Origin of the sequence: Gordonibacter pamelaeae (assembly GCF_003340385.1) — a bacterium.
In the GTDB taxonomy this organism is placed as follows: Bacteria; Actinomycetota; Coriobacteriia; order Coriobacteriales; family Eggerthellaceae; genus Gordonibacter; species Gordonibacter pamelaeae.
Map to the genome: position 1 here is coordinate 331352 of NZ_PPTS01000002.1, position 21250 is coordinate 352601.

Sequence of the window (21250 nt, forward strand, 5' to 3'; positions counted from 1 at the left end):
CGGTTTCGGATGCCCGCCCGCGGCCGTCCCCCTTCATGAAACCGCCCTGCGCATCACTCCTTCCCCTTCATGCCCCTCATAGGGCTGGTTGCAACCGCTGCGAGCATGAAGGCCATCGTCACCAGCGCCGCGATTGCCAGCACGACGAAGGCGTTGAAGTAGCCGAGGAAGCCGATGACGATCGACAGGCCGAACAGCACGGTGACGGCACCCGCGTAGTATCCGGCGACGCCGGCCGAGTTGATGCCCGTGTAGTCCTTCATGCCGTACAGGTCGGGCACGAACAGCCCGGGGATCATCGTGGCGTACGAGATGAACGCGCAGAGCACGATGCCGGCGATCGCCAACGGGAACAGCTGCGTCTGGCTCCAGACGAGCAGGCACACGATGCCCGCCGCGAACCCGAGGTAGATCACGATGCTCATGGCCTTCGCGCCGATCTTCTTCAGGATGAAGCCCGAGGCGAGCTTGAGGAACGCCGCGGCGAACGAGTACAGGCTGAGCATGGCGGCTGCCGTGGTGGCGGCCATGCCGAACGAGGTGTAGTAGACGCTCGCGTACGAGGTTATGCCCGAGGCGCACCAGGCTACCAGGAACATCGCGATGAGGAAGAAGTAGATGGAGGCGCCCTTCTTCAGCGTCTCGCCGAACGTGTATCCGGGGAGATCCTGTGCGGCAGCGTCACCCTGCTCCGCCCCGGCGGCGGGCTGCGCCTTCGACGCGGCCTTGCGGCGGGGAACCTTGCCGATGAGCACGAGGTTGCAGAAGACGCCGACCACCACGATGCCGACGGCGTAGATTGTGAAGAGCTGGGAGTACGGCATGATGTGGAGCAGGCCCGAGGTGGCGGCCATCCAGGCGGCCACGAGCAGGGCCGTCATTCCTCCCACGACGCCGAACGCCTTCTGCGTGCTCTCGCCGTAGAACACCGCGATGACCCCGCCCGCCGCCGCATACGTGGCGAACGCAAGCACGATGCCGTTCAAGATGTTCGCGATGATCCAGAAGACGAACGATGTCGCGGTCCCCACCATGTACATGGTGAGCGCGCTGCATACCGAGCCGATCAGCATGCACCACTTCGGGGAGATGATGTCGATGATCTTCACCCCTATCGCGCTCATGGCGAACGAGAGTATCGTCGCCACCGTCGGGCCTATCATGAAGGTCGTGAGGTTGACCTGCATGCCCTCGAGCAGAAACGGCACGATCGCGTTCATGACGGACGTCCCTCCCGAGGCGCTCGCCAAAACAAGGGTCACGCCGACCGCCGCGGAGACCCTCTTTCCCTTGCTGTAGCCCATAGTGAATTCATCCCCTTCCTCGCCCGTGCATCCGAGGGGCGCAAGGCCCCGTTCCCCAACCGAAGCGCCCCGAGCCGCCTCGCGTCCCCGCTGATCGGCGATAGCGGGAACGCTGCACCGCAAACCCGAAAAAGGGTGCGCGAATCCAACCCGCCTAACGGGTTCTCTTTCGCGTTGAGGGACTCTTCGCTCATAGCCGCCGGCCAGGTGAGCGGGGCCGGATCGGCTTTCGCTTCGATCGATGGCTATGATTGTACGGGCTTCTTGCAGAACAATCCAACAGGGTTCGCTCGCCCGGCAGGCAAACCTGAGGTTTCCGTTTCGGACGGCCGCGAGGAAGGCGGAGGCGAGGGAGAGAATCGCTTAACACCAGCTCAAGGGCTTCGTCAATGTGAGGGTGGAACTTTTTCGACAACTTTTCGTATCTGGTTGGCCCAACCGAATGTCGTTTGAATATTTGGCTATACCCGATACAATGGACTTGCCCGAGCCCAACGCACCCAACGCTTTCAAGATGCCATAAGCCAAAGTAAGGGGATAGGTATGCGCATCGAGGTCCTCGAGTACTTCTTGGAAATAGCCGAATGCAGATCGTTCTCGCAAGCTTCCAGCAACCTCTTCATCTCGCAGCAGGGGCTGAGCAAGGCGATGCGCGCACTCGAAAGCGAGCCGGGTGTCGTGCTCTTCAGGAAAAAGGGCAGGGGGATCGAGCTGACGGAGGAGGGCTCGATACTTAAGTCGCACGCAACGGAGATCGTGAGGCAGAACGACCGCGCCCGCGAGCGCTTCTTCAAGATGCAGGTCGGGCCCTCAGCGACGGACGCGACCGTGAACGTGTTCGCAACCTCGTACGTATGCAACGCGATCTTCAACCTGCTGGACGAGGAGCTGGGCGAGCATGGCCTGGACAACTGCTCCGTCAGCGAATGCGAGCTCAACGAGATCATCGCGGCCATCGAATGCGGGGAGACCAACTTCGGCCTGGTCAACATCCTCCAAGAGGACGTTGCGGAGCTCGACGCATTCCCCTACCTCACCTTCACCCCCTTCCTCACCATGCGGATTACCGTCAAGGCGCCGAAAAGCCTGGCCCCGCAGTTCCCCGACGGCCAGATCACGCCTCGGCAGATGTCGGACCTGTCGCTTGCCTACTTCAACGAGCCGGTCCTCAACAAATTCGTCAAGCGCGCTTTCCAAGGCCCCGACCGCGAAGCGCCGACCATCGTCCTGCACAGCACCAACATCGAGCGAATCAACTCCCTGGTGCGAAATTCCAAGGCGGTAACCTTCAGCGACACGTTCACCCAATCGATTCGCAAGGAGGCCGAGGGCATCATATCGCTCGATCTGAACCCGCCTCACTGGTTTTTCGTGGGCGTGCTTGAGAACGCGGGCCTTCAGAAGAGCTCCGATCAGTACGGCTATGTGCAACGGCTTCGCGCGCTCATCAGGTACAAGCACCGGCACTATCTCGGCAAGTACGCGGTGTGAGCGCCCGACGGGAGCAGGTTCGAGGGGGTCTCTCGCCGCAAGGGCGGCTCGCCTCCGGCAGAGCCGCCCTTGCGGGGGCATTCCGCTTGCGCGAGCGCTACAGCTCCACGCGCTCGAACATATCCTTCCCCACGCCGCACACGGGGCACGCGAAGTCGTCGGGGAGCTCGTCCTCGTACACCATATGGCCGCATACGGTGCAGCGCCAGGCGACCTTCGGCCGGCCCGGCTCGGCGGCCGCCTCGGCGGGGGCGTCGGCCGGCAGGGGGGCGTCGGCGGCGTCGGGCAGGAAGCTCGAGGCCTTCGGCGGGGTCTTGCCGCCCTTCACCTGGTGGTAGTAGGCGTAGGTCATAGGCTCGCAGGAAGCGAGCTTCTCGGCCTCCTCCACCTCGCCCACGAACAGGACGTGCGTGCCCAGGTCGACCTCCTGCACCACGCGCGCCGAGTAGTGCGCGCAGGCATGCTCGGCCACGTAGGGCAGGCCGGCGGCATCGAAGGCATGCTCGCAGGCGGCGAACTTGTCCAGATCATCGCTGCAGTGGAAGCCGAACGTGCCGATGAGCTCCATCGGCACGTCCTGCGCGAGGCACGTGGCCGAGAAGCGGCCCGCCGAGCGGATGACGCCCGTGGTGGCATTCCCCTTGTTCAGCGCCACGCTCACCTGCATCGGCGACGACGTGACCTGCTGGAACGTGTTGGCCACGCAACCGGCTGCGCGGCCTGCGTCCTTCGACGAGATCACGTAGAGCCCGTAGCTCAGGCTGAAGAACGCGGTTTGATCGATCATGGTGCGCCTTTCCGCCGCGGCGCGCACGCGCCCGGCTTGCGATAAGACCTTCGGATGCCTCTCTGTAACCTAATGATACTCGTTATCGATAAGGGAAGCAAGGCCGAACGCGCGGCGGACGGCCGTGCGCGCCCCGTCGCCGGGCGCGAGCGCTTCGCAGCCGCCCCATGCCGCGGCGAAGCGCTCCTCGGCGCGATCGCGCAGCCGCGCGCGCACCACGACGAGCGCATGCGGGCACCCGGGGACCGGCCCCCGCTCCACCAGGTCCAGCGCGGCGGTCAGCCCGCATCCGCGCTCCAGCTCCAAGCGCCCGAGCTCGTCCACCACCAGCAGCCAAGGGCGCACGGGCGCGGGCGCACCTCCCTCGCCTTCTTCACGAACAAATGTTTCACGTGAAACACTTGCCGCTTTTTCGAACGGCCGTCCATCCGGCGACCGTTTTTCGGAATGCGGAAAATTCACGGCAGCGTTGGGCGCCCGTTGTCCGGAGCGCGTGGAAACCGCAGCGCCATCGGACGTCCATTGCTCGGGAAGGGTTGATTTCGCCAGCATCTCGAAGTGCGCGTTCACACGTGCGAGGGATTCCCCGGGTATCTCCCATGCCAGCTGCGCCGCCGCGCTCTGGCTGGCCGGGTTCAGCTGGCCGTCGCGCTCGGCCAGGTCGCGGCGGCGGGCGAAGCGCAGGCGCTCGCCCTGGGGCAGCAGCACGTTGTCGATGCCCAGCTTCTCGTAGGCCCCCTCTCCCGACCCGGGCGGACGCAGGCCGCCATCGTCCCCGTCCGCGCGCGGGCGCCACACGCCGGGCGCCAGCACGCCGCGGCTCTCCACGCCGTCGGCCGCCAGCTCGGCAACCAGACGCTCGAGCCAGCGCGTCTTGCCCGACTGCACGTCCCCCGTCAAGATGAACAGCATCGCATCCCCTTCCTCGCGTCGCCCTCGCCCTGCATTTATTTCTCCTTGATTCTGTATTATACTCTATTGAAGATACGGACAGGGCCGCCGTGAACGGCCCCGAAGGAGACGCCCGTCCGGCGGCTCCGCACGAGAGAGAGGGACGGTACGACCATGGGATGCCCCGAGAAAGACTGCTGCGCGAACAACCCCGGCAACGACGCTATAAGCTTCCCCGGCACGCACGGCCACGACACGCCGTGGAAGTTCTACAACCACCTGATAGGGCACGTTCCCGAGGACCTGGTCGTCCGCGACTACTGTTTGGGCACGCACTGGTCCTACGTGGAGGCGGACTGCGGCATGGGCATCAGCTTCACCTGCAAGGGCGGCGCCAAGCGCAAGCACACGATGGACCTGCGCGGCCTGCCGCTGCGCGCCGTGGCGGAGCTGGCGAAGTCGTGGTGCTTCGAGGAGGCCACGCTCGGCGTGGCGGCCCTCAACGCCTACTACGCGCAGAAGCCCCTGCTCGACCCGCTGGGCGCCGTGTACGACCCGCCCGTCGAGCGTTCCGAGCGCGGCTCGCGCGGAGGCGTGCCGCCGCGCGACGCCTTCGAGCAGTACCGCCCGCGCATCGAGGCCGCCGGGGAGGCCCGCGGCGGGGACGGCCGCGCCCGCGTGACCGTGATCGGCCATTTCCCGCACGTCGACCGCATCGCCGAGTACGCCGACCTCACCGTGCTGGAGCGCAACTGCACGCAGGCCCTCGACACGCCCGACCCCGCCTGCGAGTACGTGCTGCCGAAAAGCGACTACACGTTCATCACCGGCGTCACCATCATCAACAAGACGGCCCCGCGCCTGCTCGACCTCACGAAGAACGGCACCACCGTCATGGTGGGCCCCAGCGTGGTCATGTCGCCCTTCCTGTTCGACTGGGGCGTGGAGATGCTGGCCGGCAGCGTGGTGGCCGACCCGGACAAGGCCCGCTTCGCCGTCCAGAACGGCGCCGGCCAGTTCTTCGGCGAGGCGCTGCAGATGATGTCCATCACCCGGCCAGGGGCGTAGACGGATCAGACCCACCCCTCGGCGAAGCCCATCGCCAGGCAAATGAAAAAATCATGCACACATGCACAGCCACCGAACGGATGTTTCACGTGAAACATCCGTTCCGTATTTCGGTCGGCAGCCTTTATATTGGGAGAGCCGTCCAGGGCATCGGAAACCGCCCCTCTCCTCCATCGTTCACACTGCCCACCCGTTTTCCTGATCCTCGATTTATATATTCCCAATTGATAATATTCATTTTTTAGGATATATTGTTTCAAATATTATTCTTATTACAGGTTATAGGGGGCGGGAACGATCGGGGCTCTTGAGCAGACCTTCAGGGGGGATGAGGGCGCCTCTGATGCTGGAAGCATCAGAGGCGCCGAGGGGGCACCCCCTCGGCGCGCGGACGAAGCCGCCCGCCACGCCACGTGCGACGCCTCTCGCGAAACCTCCCGCGACGATGCCCACGCCGCCCGGTGCGCCTCGCGCAACCAGCGACGCCGCGCGACCATCGTCCTCGTGGCGCTCGGCGTGCTCGTGGTGGTCGCGACGCTCGCCTCGCTCATGCTCGGCCGCTTCCCCATCACGCCGGCCGAGGCCGGGGGCATGCTGGCGAGCCAGGTAGTGCCCATCGAGCCGTTCTGGACCTCCCAGCAGGAGACGCTGTTCTTCCAGGTGCGCCTGCCGCGCATCGTGCTCGCCCTGCTCGTGGGCTGCTCGCTCGCGGCCGCCGGCGCGGCGTTCCAGGGCACGTTCCAGAACCCGCTCGTCTCGCCCGACATCCTGGGCGCCTCGCAGGGCGCGGCGTTCGGCGCGGCCGTGGCCATCCTCCTGGGGCTCGGGGCCTTCGGCATCTCCGCATTCGCGTTCGCGGCGGCCATCGTCACCGTGCTGCTGGTGCTCTTGGTAAGCAGCCGCGCCAAGGGCAACCACATGATGGTGGTGGTGCTGGCCGGCGTGATGATGAGCTCGCTTTTGCAGGCGGCCGTGTCCTACACCAAGCTCATCGCCGATCCCACCGACCAGCTGGCGGCCATCACCTACTGGCTCATGGGCAGCCTCACCGGAGCGAAGCCCGCCGACCTGGCCATGGCGGCCGCGCCCATGGCAGCCGGCCTCCTGGCCCTGTTCGCCCTCCGGTGGCGCATCAACATCCTCACCATGGGCGATGACGAGGCCTCCACCATGGGCGTGAACGCCCAGCGCGTGCGCATCGTGGTCATCTTCGCCGCCACCCTCGTGACGGCGGCCAGCGTGGCCGTCACGGGCATGATCGGCTGGGTGGGCCTCGTCATCCCCCATTTCGCCCGCATGGTCATCGGCTGCGACTACCGCAAGCTCCTGCCGGCCAGCATGCTCATGGGCGCCAGCTTCCTGCTCATCGTGGACGATGTGGCGCGCCTCGCCACCACCTCCGAGATACCCATCGGCATCCTCACGGCCTTCGTCGGCGCGCCGTTCTTCCTGTACCTCATCACGAGGAAGAAGCAGCTATGAGCATCGACGTCGAGCACTTGAGCTTCTCGTACGGGCGCCGCGAGGTGCTGCACGACCTGACGTTCTCCATCCCCGACAACACGCTGGTGAACGTGCTGGGTCCGAACGGCGTGGGCAAGTCCACCCTGTTCCGCTGCATCCTGTGCCTGAACAGGAACTGGGAGGGCGGCATCACGGTGAACGGCAAGGACCTGCGCGCCCTGTCCATCCGCGACCGCGCCTCCGAGATAGCCTACATCCCCCAGTCGCACGCCCCCGTGTACAACTACGAGGTGCTCGACGTGGTGCTCATGAGCGCCGGCGGCCGCGTGGGCCTGTTCGGCACGCCGAAGCGCGGCCAGGTGGACCAGGCGTGGAACGCGCTCGAGCGCATCGGCATCGCGCACCTGGGCCACCGCCCCTACACGCAGATCTCCGGCGGCGAGCAGCAGCTCGTGCTCATCGCGCGCGCCATCGCGCAGAACGCGCGCACCATCATCATGGACGAGCCCACGAGCGCGCTCGACTACGGCAACACCGTGCGGGTGCTGTCGTGCGTGCGGCAGCTGGCCCGCGAGGGCCTGAGCATCGTGCAGTCCACGCACCAGCCCGACCAGGCGTTCCTCTACGCCGACCAGACCCTCGTCATCCACGAGGGCCGCGTCTTCGCGCACGGCGACCCGAAGGACGTCATCACGCGCGAGCTGGTGAGCACCATCTACGGCGTGGACGTGGAGGTCAACTCCCTTTACGGCGACAAGGTGCGCGTCTGCGTGCCCGTACGCGAGATACGGCGATAGGTTCCAGGAAAAGGGAACGGAAGGAAAGGAAGGAACATGGAAGGAACGAGGACTTTGAAACGCACGCGCCTCGTGCGGCTGCTGGCCGCCTGCGCGCTCTGCCTGGGGCTGGCGTTCGCGTTCGCCGGCTGCTCCGGCGGCGGCAGCGAGGGCGCGTCGGGCGGCGACGCCCCCAAGAACGACCAGGCGGCGGAGAGCGCCACGCGCACGTTCACCGACTCGGCCGGGCGCGAGGTGGAGGTTCCCGCCCAGATCGACCGCATCGCCCCCGCCGGCCACACCGCCACGCAGGTCCTGCTGACGATGGCCCCCGACAAGCTGGCCACGCTCTCGCAGGAACTCACCGCCGATCAGGCGAAGTACCTGGGCGGCGATTACGCCGACCTGCCCGTCACCGGCGCCGCGTTCGGCGCCAAGGGCGACCTCAACAAGGAGGCCGTGGCCGCGGCTGGCGCGCAGATCCTCATCGACACCGGCGAGGCCAAGGACGGCATCAAGGAGGATCTCGACACGCTGCAGACCCAGCTGGGCATCCCCGTCGTGTTCGTCGAGACCACCATGGACACCTACGGCGACGCCTACGAGATGCTCGGCGAGCTTCTGGGCATGGAGGACCGCGGCGCGGAGCTGTCCGCCTACTGCAAGAACGCCTACGACGAGACCGTGTCCGTGATGGCGGGCATTCCCGAGGACCAGCGCGTGCGCGTGGCCTACCTGCTGGGCGACGCGGGCACGAACACCATCGCGAAGAACTCCTACCAGGGCCAGGTCGTCGACCTTGTGGCGAACAACGTGGCCGACCTGGGCAAGGTGTCGGGCAGCGGCAGCGGCACCGAGGTGAGCCTCGAGCAGGTGTCCCTCTGGGATCCCGAGCTCATCCTGTTCCAGGAGGGCAGCATATACGACACCGTGGGCAGCGACCCGGCCTGGGCCGACCTTTCGGCCGTGAAGAGCGGCAACTACTACGAGGTGCCCGGCGCGCCGTGGTGCTGGCTCAACAACCCCCCGACCGTGAACCAGGTGCTGGGCATGCAGTGGCTGCCCCGCCTGCTGTACCCCGACCACTACGATGACGATATGTACGACACCGTGGCCGGCTACTTCAAGACGTTCTACGGCTACGACCTCTCGCAGGCCGAGTTCGACGAGATCGCCGCGCACGCGCAGGCGAAGTAAACGGCTTCCCCCCCCCTCCTTCGGAAGCAGAAGCGCCCGGCCGATGGCCGGGCCCCGAAACAGGAACGCCCGGCCATCGGCCGGGCGTTCCTGTTTCGTACCGGATCTCGGTTGCGCGCTACTCGGCGGCCTTCTCCTCGGCCGGAGCCTCCACGAGGGCGTCCACGGCGGCGACTTCCTCGGCCGTGGCCTCGGCAGCGGCATCCTCGGCAGGGGCGGCAGCCTCGGCCTCGGCGGCCTTGGCGGCGTCGCGCTCGGCCTTCTTGGCAAACTCCTCGGCGCGCTTGGCCTTCTCGGCGGCCTTCGCCTCGCGCTCGGCCTTGCGCTTTGCCTCGGCCTCGGCCACGGCTGCGGCCTTGGCGGCCTTCTTCGCGGCCTCGCGCTCGGCCACGGTCTCCTTGGCGGAGCCGAACTTGTCGGCGAAGCGCTGCACGCGTCCGCCGGTGTCCACGAAGCGCTGCTGGCCGGTGTAGAACGGGTGGCACACGTTGCAGATGTCGATCTTCAGCTCCGGCTTCGTCGACATGGTGGTGAACGTGTTGCCGCAGCTGCACTTCACCGTGCACTCGACGTATTCCGGATGAATTCCCTGTTTCATTTGGTTCTCCTTAGACAGGCCTTGGTTTCCGACCAAGGCGAAGACAAGCCTTTGCATGATAGCACAGTTGAAACGCGCATGCGAGGGGAAAACAGGCAACGCGCACAGCACGCACAGCAGCGCACGGCGGCATCCTACCCTTCCAGGAACTCCTCGTTGATCGGCAGGTGGTACGTTTCCGCTATGGCACGCAGACCGGCGTCGGGGATCGTGTTCGGGAAGGCGTCGCTGCCGCGGTTGAGCAGGCGCGCCTGCGCGTACACGGCGGCGGCCTTCTCCACCGTGTGCATGAGGCCGAACGTGGCATCGAAGTCCGCGCCCGAGCAGAACAGGCCGTGCTGCGCCCACACGCAGGCCGGGTAGCGCCCCATGAGCTCGGCGGTGGCGCGGGCGATGTCCGCACCCCCCGGCACCATCCACGGCACGACGCCCAGGCCCTCGGGGCAGGCGATCACGCACTCGGTCATGGCCTTCCAGAGCGCGCGCGTGAACGTGCGCGCATCGAGCGGCATCACGGCCGTGAGCGCCACCACGTTCACAGGATGAGCATGGTAGAGCACCCGGGCCGCGCCCGCCGTGGCGGCGGCGCGCTTCTCGTGGATGAGCACGTGGCTGGCCAGCTCGCTCGTGGGCATGCCGCCCTCCTTGAAGCCCCACACGATGCGCCAGGCATCGCCCTCGTCGTTCAGCTCCACGATGCCCAGCGTGGCGTCCGGGTCGAGCGCCACGTTGCGCATGAACGCGCCGGCGCGCGTGACCAGGAAGAACGAGCGGCGCATGCCCGGCGCGGCAAGCCCCAGCGGCACCCACGAGCTGGCCGTGTCGTAGAAGAATGAGCGGCACGACGCCACGTCCTCCGGCGTGAGGCGGTACGTCGCGTTGCCGCCGTTGCGCTCGTGCCAGCCCTGCTCCCAGCCGTCGTTGCACAGCCGCACGAAGCCCTTCACGAAGCCCTGCTGCTCAACGGCCACGCCCGAGACGGCGCCCTTCGCCACCGAGACGCCGCGGTCGATCACTTCTTGCGCGTTGTCGAAAAAGCCCATGTCCTGCTCCTTGTCCGGCCGCCCGCGGCGGCCCCTCGTCTGCAGGCGCGCCCGCAGCCCGCGCCCTCGGCGCGAACCGGGCCCGCCCGCGCGTCCTAGTCCTCCCGGATCTGCACCACGTACAGCGCGTTCGTGGCCGCCGCGTCGGTGCGCCCGCAGCCCACGTCCTCCAGCGGGCTCGTGGCGCGGTCGCCCGCCGTGAACACGGCGATGTCGCCGGGCTCCACCAGGCCGCGCTCCCGCACCTTGGCCCGCGCGTTCTCCACCACGTGCTGCATGTCGCCCTGCACGTCGCCCAGCATGGGCGTGACGCCCCAGCTCAGCTGCTGCTGGCGCATGACGCGCGGAAACGGCGTGACCGCGTAGATGGGCACGCGCGGCCGCAGGTTTGACATGAGCCGCGCCGTGCGCCCCGACATCGTGGGCGCCACGATGCACGAGGCTCCCAGCGTCTCGGCGGCCTGCACGGCCGCCATGCCCACGGCCAAGGCCACGCGCGCGTGCTCGCGGCTGCGGTCGGGCGCGGCCTCGTCGTGCAGGTACGGCTCGCTCGCCTCCGCCACCTGCGCCATCATGCGCACGGCCTCTACCGGGTAGCGTCCCGACGCCGTCTCGCCCGACAGCATGACGGCATCGGTGCCGTCGTACACGGCGTTGGCCACGTCGCCCACCTCGGCGCGCGTGGGGCGCGGGTTGCGCACCATAGACTCCAGCATCTGGGTGGCCGTGATCACGGGCTTCGACGCGCGGTTGCACGCGCGGATGATGTTCTTCTGGATGTGGGGCACGCGCCAGGCGGGCACTTCCACGCCCAAGTCGCCGCGCGCCACCATGATGCCGTCGGCGACCTCCAAAATGGCGTCGAAGTTCTCCACGGCCTCCGAGCACTCGATCTTGGCGATGATCCTGATGCCCTCGCCGCCGTGCCCGTCCAAGAACCGGCGCACCGCCCGCACGCCGTCGGCGTCGCGCACGAACGACGCGGCCACGAAGTCGACCTCCTGCCCGATACCGAACAGCAGGTCGTCGCGGTCCTGGTCCGTGAGCGCCGGCAGGGGAAGCGCTGCGCCCGGCACGTTCACGGACTTGCGCTCGCCGAGCGTGCCTGTGTTCCTCACGATGCAGCGGATGTCGGTGCCGTCCACGCCCTCCACCTCGAGCTCGATAAGCCCGTCGTCCACGAGGATGGACGTGCCCTCCCCCACGGCCGCGGCCAGGCCCGGGCAGCTCTGCGTGACCAGCTGGGGCGTGCCCTCCACCGCGCGCTCGACGAGCACGATCCGGCTGCCGGCCGCAAGCTCCACCGGACGGCCGCCCGCCAGGCGGCCGGTGCGGATCTCCGGCCCGCGGGTGTCGAGCAGCATGGCGCAGGGCGAGTCCAGCTCGCCGCGCACCTTGCGCAAACGCTCCATGCGCGCGCGGTGCTCGTCGTGCGAGCCGTGCGAGAAGTTGAAGCGCGCGACGTCCATGCCCGCCCCCAGCAGGACGCGCAGCGACGCCTCGTCGTCCACCGACGGGCCCAGCGTGCAAACGATCTTCGTGCGCCTTGCCATGCTGCTCCTTCCGCCATGCGGTGCTCCGATCGGGCCCTTCACGTTGCATGATACCGCGAACCCCGCCGCGCGTCCGGGCGGCGGCCGAATCGGAAGCGGAGCTTCACAAAGGGAAACGTGCGAGCGCCCGCCCCGCGCGGTGCGGGACGGGCGCTCGATGCGGCTTGAGAGGCGGGGTCCCTAGAGCTCGGCTGCCCACAGGCCGTGGATGTTGCAGTACTCGTACACCTTCACCGGCTCGTCGCCCTCGGCCACGGCGAAGTCGGCCACGGGGGCGTCCTCCGGCGTGAGCTGCACGAACTGGTAGCCGTTCTTCGTCTGCAGGCACACGAACGTGATGTAGTGCTCCGGCGTCATGGGGTGCAGCGTGCTGCCCACCTGGACGTGGACGTTCGAGCCGTCCACCTTCACGTTGGGCACGTGCTTCTCGAGCGCGGCATCGGTGGTGTTGGCGACAAGCTCCTCCATCTGCTCGCCGCAGCATACCAGCGGCACGCCGGAGTCGAACGGCTTGACGGCGATGTTCCCGCAATGGCGGCAATGGTAGAATTTGAGCTCCATGGTTCCCCCTTCGAGGTCGTTCCCGACCGCAGCCGCCGCCTGCGCGGGGCCCGTCCGGGCTTCAGGTTCGTTCCTTGATGGCACGCCTTATATGTTACTCGCCTTGTGGCAATTCCGGAAGACCCTGTTGCGGCTTCTTCATCCGAAGCGCATAAACGAGCACGCCGATTCCCACGAGCACGAGCGGGACGGACAGGAGCTGGCCCATGGTCAGCCAACCGCCCCACAGATATCCTAGCTGCACATCGGGCTGGCGCACGAATTCGATGGCGAACCGACAACAACCGTACATAATCAGGAACACGCCCAGGAACGTGCCGCGCGGGCGCGGCGGGAGCCTGCGCGAGAGCATGAACAGCACGGCGAAGATGAGCACGCCCTCCAGCAGCGCCTCGTAGAGCTGGGAGGGATGGCGCGGCATGGTGCCCGCAGCCCCGCCGAACACGACGCCCCACGGCAGGTCGGTGGGACCGCCCCACAGCTCGCCGTTCACGAAGTTCGCAAGCCGCCCGAAGAAGAGCCCGATGGGGGCCGCCACGCAGCCCAGGTCGGCCAGCGTGAGGTACGGGATGCCCGTCATCTTCGCCGCCGCTATGCCGGCGAGGAGCGCGCCCACGAGCCCGCCGTGGAAGCTCATGCCGCCGTGGTTGAACGCGAGCACCTCGAGCGGGTTCTGCAGGTAGAACTCCAGGCCGTTGCCGTAGAACAGCACGTATCCCAGCCGTCCGCCCGCCACGACGCCGATGATGACGCAGAACATGATGGTGAGCAGCGCGTCGGCGTCCACGCGGATGCGCCAGCGCTTGGCCAGCCGCCAGATGAGCAGGGCGGCGCACACGAACCCCGCCACGTAGGCGATGCCGTACCACCGCACGGTGAACGGCCCCGCCGAGAACAGGACGGGGTCGAGATTCCAGTAGATATCGTTGAGCATAGGATTCCTTTGCCTTGCCGATCGCCGGAGCTGCGACGTCGGCGGGAGAACCCGCCGCGTGCGGGCCCGCCCCGCCGCGCAGCCGGCGCGTGACGTTACTCGCGGCCCATGCCCGCGCCCACCTCGATGGCGGCGAACCGCACCTCGTCGCGCAGCTGGGAGGGTATGGTCTGCATGCTGGACACCTTGGCGCCGCACGAGGGGCAGCGCAACGTGAACATGGCGAGGTCCGCGCGCACGACCATCATGGAGTCGTAGCAGCACACGTCCAGATCGGACGCGCCGCACGCCGGGCAGGTAATCGTCTGACTCACGTGCCTCACGCTCCTTCGCCTTGCCGGGTCCGCCAACGAACCTCATTGTAGCAGACTTCCCCGAGGCCGAACGTCACGCGCCGGCCACGCTTTCGAGGAAATAGGCATGCACGCGAGCATCGTCGGCGAGCTCGGGGTGGAACGCCACGGCCAGCGCGCGCCCTTCGCGCACGGCGAGCGGCTCGCCGCCGTCGCCGACAGCGAGCACCCGCACGCCCGGCCCCAGGTCGGCGAAGCGGGGTGCGCGGATGAACACGGCCTTCACCGGGCCCCCCGCCACCCCGTCGAACGGCACCGCCGTCTCGAACGAGTCGATCTGCCGCCCGTAGGCGTTGCGCCGGATGCGCACGTCCATGAGGGCGAGCGGCTCCTGGTCGGGGCGCGCGCCCTCGATGTCGCGTGCCATGAGGATGGCGCCGGCGCACGTGCCGAACACGGCCATGCCGGCCGCGAAGGCGTCGCGCAGGGGCCCGTACATCCCGTGGATGGCCAGCAGCTTCGCGATGGCCGTGGACTCGCCGCCCGGGATCACGAGGCCGTCCAGCCCGTCCAGCTCGGCCGGCCAGCGCACGAGCCGCGTTTCGGCCCCCAGCCCGTCGAGCATGCGCCGATGCTCGCGGAAGGCGCCCTGCAGGGCTAGGACGCCGATGCGCAACGCAGCCACGAAACGCCCCTACCAGCCGCGTCCGGCCATGAGCTCGTTCTCGGGGATGTCCGAGATCTCGATGCCCACCATAGCCTCGCCCAGATCGCGCGAGACGCGCGCGATGGTGTCGGGGTCGTCGTAGTTCGTCGTGGCCTCCACGATGGCGCGGGCGCGCTTGGCCGGGTTGCCCGACTTGAAGATGCCGCTGCCCACGAACACGCCGTCGCAGCCCAGCTGCATCATGAGCGCCGCGTCGGCGGGCGTGGCGATGCCGCCGGCGGAGAAGTTCACCACGGGAAGGCACCCGTGCTCGGCCACCCATTTCACCAGCTCGTAGGGAGCCTGCAAGTCCTTCGCGGCCGTGAACAGCTGCTCGTCGCGCAGGCCCTTGATGCGGGCGATGTCGGTGGTGACGGTGCGCATGTGGCGCACGGCCTCCACCACGTTGCCCGTGCCCGGCTCGCCCTTCGTGCGGATCATGGCCGCGCCCTCGGCGATGCGGCGCAGCGCCTCGCCCAGGTTGCGGGCGCCGCACACGAACGGCACGTCGAAGTCCCACTTGTTCACGTGGTACTCGTCGTCGGCCGGCGTGAGCACCTCGCTCTCGTCGATGAAGTCCACGCCCAGGCTCTGCAGCACCTGCGCCTCCACGAAATGCCCGATGCGGCACTTCGCCATGACGGGGATGGACACGGCCTCCACGATGCCCTCGATCATGGTGGGGTCGCTCATGCGCGCCACGCCGCCGTGCGCGCGGATGTCGGCGGGGACGCGCTCGAGGGCCATGACGGCCACGGCTCCCGCATCCTCGGCTATCTTCGCCTGCTCGGGGTTGACGACGTCCATGATGACGCCGCCCTTCATCATCTCGGCGAACCCGGTCTTCACCTTCAGCGTGCCCTGCACCTGCTCGGTCATGCTTCCTCCTGTTTCCATCGATGGCCCTGCGTGCAACGCGGCCGCCCTCCCGGGCGGCCGCGCGTTCCTGCCTTGCTCATGATACCCCAAACGCCGCATGCGGACGGCGGAAACGACGTCCCGCCGCGCAAGCGGCAGCCGCGACCCGCCCTACAGCAGGAAGCGGTTCGGGTTGCCGGCGCGCGACCCGTCCGCGGGCGCGTCGGCAAGGTCCGGGCCGTGCTCCAGGAAGTGCTCGCAGAAGCGGCACACCTCCTTCACGGCCGCATCGTAGTACCGCTCGGGGTTGAGCAGCACCGCGAAGTCGGTCGCCACCACGTGCGTCGGCCGGTCGCAGGCGGCGTAGTGGCAGTCGGCCGGGCACGGCTCGCCGGGCGTGTTGTGCGGGCAGCGCGACATCATCTCGTCATCGCACCCGCGCCGCTCCCAACAGTTCGCCATGGCCCCGGTCCCCCGCTCTAGCCTTCGTGGACGGCGACGACCTTCGTCACGCCGGGCACGCGCTCCTTCAGGATGCGTTCCACGCCGTTCGCCAGCGTCATCTCGGACATGGGGCAGCCCTTGCAGGCGCCCTGCAGCTCCACCGACACCACGCCGTCCTCGTCCACGTCGACGAACCTCACGTCGCCGCCGTCGGCCTGCAGGCTGGGGCGGATGAGCTCGAGCACCGCCGCCACGTCGTTCTTGTCTACCATGAAAAGCTCCTTCGTCGAAATGATGTTTCTCGGGTGCCGATTCTACCATAGCGCGGCGGGCGCGACGCGCGCGGCGGCGTAAATGCACGCGGGCGACACCGACTGGCCGGCCGCGTCACCGGGGGGCCGCCCGCGGCCGGCCCCCCGGCTACGCCACCGGCTTCCAGTCCTTGCCGATGATCACGAGCACGTCGGTCTCGTACTCGTAGTAGCCGGCGCCCACGATCGCGCGGCCCGTGCCCAGCGCGCGCACCACTTCCTCGGCCTGCTCCTTGTGCTCCTCGCCGTCGTACACCACGAGCGTCTCGGGGAACTCGGAGCTGTCGGCGTTGCCCGTGCCGGCCACGTTGAACCCGTCGGCCGCCAGGATCTCCCCCACCTGGGCCGCCCCGCCCGTAATGCCCGCGCCGTTGCGCACCTCCAGCTTGAAGCTGCCGCGGTCGACCTGCGCGTACGCATCCTCGTCCACAACGGGCGGCTGGCCTGCGTCCACCAGCTCCATCATGCCCGCCCACGCGTCGCTCGACGCCACGTAGCGGGTCGCGCCGTCGCGCGTGGACTCGTAGCCGGGCACGAGCGCGCCCTGCACGCTCGCGGCGTCGATGCCGCCCAGCGCGCCGGCCAGCTTGAGGGCGTCCACGGCCGGGACGTCGGTGCTGAACGAGCCTCCCACGGCATCCAGCTGCAGGGCGAACGCCAGCACCCCGCCGTCCTCGAGCATGCGCGCGGCCAGGGACGCCAGGAACGCGCGTTGGTTCTGCGCCTGGTCGTCGATGCCGTTCGCGAAGTTCCGCGCGCGCAGGAACGTGACGGCGGCGTTGCCGTCGAGCGTCTGCACGCCGGGAGCCAGGTAGGTGTCGCCCGCCGCGGGGTCGTCCACCTCCTGAGTCACGTCCACCTCGACGCCCCCCAGATGGTCCACCAGGGAGGCGATGCCCGCCGCGTCGGCCTTCGCGTAGTGCGCGATGTCCACGCCCGCGAAACCGGCCACGGCCGACACGAGCGCCGCATCGCCCTGCGCCGCAGCCTCGCGCAGGGGATGCACCTTGCCATCCTTGAGCGTGACCTGCAAGTTCGCCGGAATCGAGACGAGCGCGACCGCACGGGAGGAAGCGTCCACGCGCGCAAGCACGAGCGCGTCGGGGCCCTCCTGCTCCTGCGTGGCCGTGGCGGCGCCCAGGTCGGCCGCAAGCAGGGCGTACCAGGCGCCCTCTTTCGGCGCCGTGAGGGCGGCCTTCGCATCGGAGTCGCCCAGCCCCATCTTCCCATCCACCGAGCCGAAGAACGTGGCCAGCCCCACGCCGCCGGCGACCACGGCCACCACCGCGACGGCGATGACGGCGGCCACGATGCGGCGGACGCGCGCCTTGCGCTGCAGCTCCTGGGCGATGTCGCGGCGCCCCACGCGGCGGCTGTAGTCCGACGAGGTCTCGCGCGTGGCCGTGGAGGGCAGCAGCGTGTCCACCACGCCGCGCGCGGCGCGCTTCTTCTTGCGCGTGCTGGAGAAGCCCACGGCATCGGCGTTCATGCGGGCCGATGCCGGGCGGATGCGCCGCGGCACATGCGTGCCGAGCATCGCCGACCTCATGCGGTGCGACGTGAGCTTGGACTGGGCTGCGGTGAAGCCCTTCTTGCGCCTAGCCATGCAACGGCCCCGCTAGCACGCCGGCAGCGCGTCGTCCGCCACGGCGCGTTCGACGTCGGCGCCGAGCAGGCGGAGCTTGCCCACGTAGTCCTCGTAGCCGCGGTCGATGTGGCGGATGTCGTGCACGCGCGTCTCCCCCTCGGCCGATACCCCCGCCAGCACGAGCGCCGCACCGGCACGCAGGTCGGTGGAGGACACGTCGGCGCCCTGAAGGCCGTCCACGCCGCGCACGAGGGCATGATGGTCCTCGATGACGATGTCGGCGCCCATGCGCATGAGCTCGCTGGCGAACATGAAGCGGTTCTCGAACACGTTCTCCGTGATGACGGACGTCCCCTCGGCGCGGGCCGCCAGCAGCATGAACTGCGCCTGCAGGTCGGTCGGGAAGCCCGGGTGCGGCAGCGTCTGCAGGTCGATGGGCGCGAGCGGCCCCTCGCGCCGCACGGTGATACAGTCGGCGCCGGCCTGCACGTCGCAGCCCATGGCCTCCAGCTTCATGAGCGCCATGCGCAGGTACGACGGGTCGATGCCGCGCACCGTCACCGGGCCGCCCATGAGCGCGCCGCCGGTGAGGAAGGTGCCAGCCTCTATGCGGTCGCCCACCGTGGTGTGCTCGCAGGGATGCAGGCTCTCGACGGGCACGCCCTCCACCTCGATGAACGACGAGCCGCCGCCGGACACGCGCGCGCCCATGGCGTTCAGCATGTTCGCCAGATCGACGATCTCCGGCTCGCGCGCGGCGTTCTCCACGGTGGTGGTGCCCTCGGCCGCCACGGCGGCCATGAGCAGGTTCTCCGTGGCGCCCACGCTGGGGAAGTCCAGCACGACGTGCGCGCCGGCCAGGCCGTGCGGCGTCGTGGCCTCCAAAAAGCCGTGGTCCACCACGAACTCCACGCCCAGGGCCTCCAGCCCCACGAGGTGCATGTCGATCTTGCGGGCGCCTATCTGGCAGCCGCCCGGCATGGCGACGCGCGCCTGGCCGAACCGCCCGATGAGCGGGCCCAGCACGGCGATGCTCGCGCGCATCTTCGACACCAGCTCGTAGGGGGTCTCCCACTTGTCCACGGAGCCGGTGTCCACCACGAGCGTGTGGCCCTCGCGCTCAACGCGCGCGTTCAGGCAGCGCAGCACCTCGGACATGATGGCGATATCCGAAATGAGCGGCACGTTGTGGATGGCGGTGGTTCCGCCCCCCAGCAGGGAAGCCGCCATGAGCTTGAGCGCCGAGTTCTTCGCGCCCGACACGGGCACCTCGCCGGCCAGCACGCCCGTACCCTGCACGATGATGATTTCTTCAGCCATGGATCGTCCTTCGCGCCCGGGCCGGAGGCGGCCGGGCATCGCCCGTCTATCGTCCACGCGCCGTCGGTTCGGCGCCGTTTGCAGCACTCAGCCATTATAGAAAGCGAAGGCCCGCACGAAGCGGGCCTTCACAGCGAAAGCAGAAGAGCAGGTGAGCCGAGGCTATGAGGCGCCTTACGCCTCTTCGCCCAGCACGAAGCGCTTGAAGTCGACGATGCCGATCGTGCCGCCGAGGTTCTTGGCGACCTCGTCGGTGTACTCGGACACGCTCTGGTCCGGGTTCTTCACGAAGGCCTGCTCGGTGAGGGTGCTCTCCTTGAAGAACTTCTCCAGGCGGCCGGTGGCCATCTTCTCCTGGATGGCCTCGGGCTTGCCGGACTCGGCGGCCTGGGCCATGTAGATGGCCTTCTCGTGCTCGACGATGGCCGGGTCGACGGCGTCGCGGTTCGCGGCGACCGGGGACGCGGCGGCCACCTGCATGGCGATGTCGCGGCCGTAGGCCTTGAAGCCGTCGGACGCGGGGTCGATGCCCTCCACGTCGAACTGCACGAGCACGCCGATCTTGCCGCCGCCGTGGATGTAGGACGACACGGCGCCGCCCTCGACGAGCGCGAAGCGGGACAGCTGGATGTTCTCGCCCAGCGTGTGGATGGCGTCGGTCACCACGGCCTCCACCGTCTCGCCCTCGGCGTCGGCGGCCTTCAAGGCCTCCAGGTCGGCGGGCTTGGCGGCCAGGGCGGCCTTGGCGATCTTCTCGGCGTAGGCCTTGAACTTGTCGTTCATGCCCACGAAGTCGGTCTCGCAGTTGAGCTCCACGACGGCGCCCGTCGTGGCGTCGTCGGAGACGATGGCCATGACCGTGCCCTCGTTGGTGGCGCGGCCGGCCTTCTTGGCAACGGCGGCCAGGCCGCGGGTGCGCAGGACGTCGACGGCCTTTTCCAGGTCGGCCTCGGCCTCGACGAGCGCCTTCTTGCACTCCATCATGCCGGCGCCGGTCATCTCGCGGAGCTCCTTGACCAGGGAAGCGGTGATCTCAGCCACGTTGTTCCTTTCTCTCTACGGCGCCGCATGCGCGGTGCCGGGGTGGAAGCGCCCTCGGGCCGCATCGGCGGGGAGGGCGCGTCTCTTCTCTCGTAAAAGCCCGCTCCCGCGGAAAGCGGGACGGGCTCGCCGCGTGCAGCCTACTCGGCGGCAGGGGCGGCGGCAGCCTCGGGGGCGGCCTCGGCAGGGGCGGCCTCCACGGCAGCCGGAGCCTCGGCGGCAGGGGCGGCCTCGGCGTCGGCCGGAGCGATCTCGGCGGCCGTGACCGGCACGCCCACGCCGGCGATCACGGCGTCGGCCACGAAGTCGGCCAACAGGCGCACGGAGCGGATGGCGTCGTCGTTGGCCGGGATGCCGAAATCGACGTCGTCCGGGTCGCAGTTCGTGTCGAGCGTGCCCACCACGGGGATGTTCAGGCGGCGGGACTCGTGGATGGCGATGGCCTCGCGGTTCGTGTCGATGACGAAGATGGCGTCGGGCACGCGCTTCATGTTGCGGATGCCGTTGAGGTTCGTCTGCAGCTTGCCGAGCTCCTTGCGCAGCAGGATCTGCTCCTTCTTCGGCAGCACCGCCATGCGGCCGTCGGCCTCCATGGCCTCCAGCTCCTCCATGCGGGTCACGCGGGAGCGAATGGTGACGAAGTTCGTGAGCATGCCGCCGAGCCAGCGGGCGTTCACGTAGGGCATGCCGCACTTGTTGGCAGCGTCGGCCACGGCCTCCTGGGCCTGCTTCTTCGTGCCCACGAACAGCACGGTGCCGCCCTTGCGGGCGATCTCGGACACGAACGTGTAGGCCGCGTCCAGGCCGTAGAGCGTCTGCTTGAGATCGATGATGTAGATGTCGCCGCGGCTGCCGAAGATGTAGGGCTTCATCTTGGGGTTCCAGCGGCGCGTCTGATGGCCGAAGTGGCTGCCCGCGTCGAGCAGCGTCTGAATGCTGACTTTCGTCATTTCTCTCTCCATTCGTTAGTCCTCTGCCCGCGGTCATCCCCTGCCTCCGCAGCCTTTTCCGGTTGGCCACTG

General features: G+C 68.4%; 22 protein-coding genes. 5 read left to right on the forward strand and 17 right to left on the reverse strand.

The window, feature by feature from the left end; translation table 11 throughout:
- Window positions 1-53 precede the first annotated feature (53 nt).
- Complete coding sequence (locus C1877_RS04070; RefSeq protein ID WP_015540355.1) at window positions 54-1304, reverse strand: MFS transporter; 1251 nt, start codon at window positions 1302-1304, stop codon at window positions 54-56.
- 543 nt (window positions 1305-1847) lie between these two features.
- On the opposite strand from C1877_RS04070, the gene C1877_RS04075 reads away from it, so the two are divergent.
- A complete protein-coding gene (locus tag C1877_RS04075; RefSeq protein ID WP_114568455.1) occupies window positions 1848-2795 on the forward strand; it encodes a LysR family transcriptional regulator in 948 nt (315 codons plus the stop codon).
- 97 nt (window positions 2796-2892) lie between these two features.
- Here the strand turns inward: C1877_RS04075 and C1877_RS04080 are convergent, their stop codons facing one another.
- Entirely contained in the window at window positions 2893-3582 is a 690-nt protein-coding gene (locus tag C1877_RS04080; RefSeq protein WP_114568456.1) for a flavin reductase, read from the reverse strand.
- 69 nt (window positions 3583-3651) lie between these two features.
- Window positions 3652-4494: a hypothetical protein gene (locus tag C1877_RS04085; protein WP_114568457.1), complete on the reverse strand. Its 843-nt coding sequence runs from the start codon at window positions 4492-4494 to the stop codon at window positions 3652-3654.
- A gap of 153 nt (window positions 4495-4647) precedes the next feature.
- On the opposite strand from C1877_RS04085, the gene C1877_RS04090 reads away from it, so the two are divergent.
- The 4 genes from C1877_RS04090 (at window position 4648) to C1877_RS04105 (ending at window position 8978) form a co-directional block, all read left to right on the forward strand.
- Complete coding sequence (locus tag C1877_RS04090; protein ID WP_114568458.1) at window positions 4648-5541, forward strand: DUF364 domain-containing protein; 894 nt, start codon at window positions 4648-4650, stop codon at window positions 5539-5541.
- 504 nt (window positions 5542-6045) lie between these two features.
- Window positions 6046-7023 (forward strand): FecCD family ABC transporter permease, encoded by a 978-nt coding sequence (locus C1877_RS04095; protein ID WP_244909787.1) that lies wholly within the window; start codon window positions 6046-6048, stop codon window positions 7021-7023.
- Entirely contained in the window at window positions 7020-7802 is a 783-nt protein-coding gene (locus C1877_RS04100) for an ABC transporter ATP-binding protein (protein ID WP_114568460.1), read from the forward strand. Before C1877_RS04095 ends, C1877_RS04100 begins: the two co-directional genes overlap by 4 nt.
- A gap of 36 nt (window positions 7803-7838) precedes the next feature.
- The gene (locus C1877_RS04105; protein ID WP_114568461.1) at window positions 7839-8978 is read left to right on the forward strand and encodes an ABC transporter substrate-binding protein; all 1140 of its coding nucleotides are present in this window, start codon (window positions 7839-7841) and stop codon (window positions 8976-8978) included.
- A gap of 118 nt (window positions 8979-9096) precedes the next feature.
- Here C1877_RS04105 and rpmE read toward each other — a convergent pair whose 3' ends face one another.
- The 14 genes from rpmE to rpsB all read right to left on the reverse strand — a co-directional run bounded on the left by rpmE (window position 9097) and on the right by rpsB (window position 21178).
- The gene (gene rpmE, locus C1877_RS04110; RefSeq protein ID WP_015540358.1) at window positions 9097-9576 is read right to left on the reverse strand and encodes a 50S ribosomal protein L31; all 480 of its coding nucleotides are present in this window, start codon (window positions 9574-9576) and stop codon (window positions 9097-9099) included.
- A 134-nt stretch (window positions 9577-9710) separates the two neighbouring features.
- On the reverse strand, window positions 9711-10619 hold the full coding sequence (rhaD, locus tag C1877_RS04115) for a rhamnulose-1-phosphate aldolase (protein ID WP_114568462.1): 909 nt from the start codon (window positions 10617-10619) through the stop codon (window positions 9711-9713).
- Window positions 10620-10714: 95 nt separating this feature from the next.
- Window positions 10715-12172, reverse strand: coding sequence for a pyruvate kinase (pyk, locus tag C1877_RS04120; protein ID WP_114568463.1), 1458 nt, complete (start codon window positions 12170-12172; stop codon window positions 10715-10717).
- 180 nt (window positions 12173-12352) lie between these two features.
- Complete coding sequence (locus C1877_RS04125) at window positions 12353-12733, reverse strand: desulfoferrodoxin family protein (RefSeq protein WP_015540359.1); 381 nt, start codon at window positions 12731-12733, stop codon at window positions 12353-12355.
- A 94-nt stretch (window positions 12734-12827) separates the two neighbouring features.
- Window positions 12828-13667: a prolipoprotein diacylglyceryl transferase gene (gene lgt / locus C1877_RS04130; RefSeq protein ID WP_015540360.1), complete on the reverse strand. Its 840-nt coding sequence runs from the start codon at window positions 13665-13667 to the stop codon at window positions 12828-12830.
- 95 nt (window positions 13668-13762) lie between these two features.
- Window positions 13763-13981 (reverse strand): UDP-N-acetylmuramoylalanyl-D-glutamate--2, 6-diaminopimelate ligase, encoded by a 219-nt coding sequence (locus C1877_RS04135; protein ID WP_041239724.1) that lies wholly within the window; start codon window positions 13979-13981, stop codon window positions 13763-13765.
- 73 nt (window positions 13982-14054) lie between these two features.
- Window positions 14055-14645 carry a pyridoxal 5'-phosphate synthase glutaminase subunit PdxT gene (gene pdxT / locus C1877_RS04140; protein ID WP_041239725.1) on the reverse strand — a complete coding sequence of 197 codons (591 nt, stop codon included), beginning with the start codon at window positions 14643-14645 and terminating at the stop codon, window positions 14055-14057.
- A gap of 9 nt (window positions 14646-14654) precedes the next feature.
- A complete protein-coding gene (gene pdxS / locus C1877_RS04145; RefSeq protein WP_015540361.1) occupies window positions 14655-15545 on the reverse strand; it encodes a pyridoxal 5'-phosphate synthase lyase subunit PdxS in 891 nt (296 codons plus the stop codon).
- 150 nt (window positions 15546-15695) lie between these two features.
- Window positions 15696-15986, reverse strand: a complete 291-nt coding sequence (locus C1877_RS04150; RefSeq protein WP_015540362.1) for a hypothetical protein — start codon at window positions 15984-15986, stop codon at window positions 15696-15698.
- Window positions 15987-16003: 17 nt separating this feature from the next.
- Window positions 16004-16240 carry a NifU family protein gene (locus C1877_RS04155; RefSeq protein ID WP_015540363.1) on the reverse strand — a complete coding sequence of 79 codons (237 nt, stop codon included), beginning with the start codon at window positions 16238-16240 and terminating at the stop codon, window positions 16004-16006.
- A 148-nt stretch (window positions 16241-16388) separates the two neighbouring features.
- A complete protein-coding gene (locus C1877_RS04160) occupies window positions 16389-17885 on the reverse strand; it encodes an LCP family protein (protein ID WP_114568464.1) in 1497 nt (498 codons plus the stop codon).
- 12 nt (window positions 17886-17897) lie between these two features.
- On the reverse strand, window positions 17898-19187 hold the full coding sequence (gene murA, locus C1877_RS04165; protein WP_015540365.1) for a UDP-N-acetylglucosamine 1-carboxyvinyltransferase: 1290 nt from the start codon (window positions 19185-19187) through the stop codon (window positions 17898-17900).
- A 174-nt stretch (window positions 19188-19361) separates the two neighbouring features.
- The gene (tsf, locus tag C1877_RS04170; RefSeq protein ID WP_041239727.1) at window positions 19362-20228 is read right to left on the reverse strand and encodes a translation elongation factor Ts; all 867 of its coding nucleotides are present in this window, start codon (window positions 20226-20228) and stop codon (window positions 19362-19364) included.
- 140 nt (window positions 20229-20368) lie between these two features.
- Window positions 20369-21178 carry a 30S ribosomal protein S2 gene (gene rpsB, locus C1877_RS04175; RefSeq protein ID WP_114568465.1) on the reverse strand — a complete coding sequence of 270 codons (810 nt, stop codon included), beginning with the start codon at window positions 21176-21178 and terminating at the stop codon, window positions 20369-20371.
- Window positions 21179-21250: the final 72 nt, after the last annotated feature.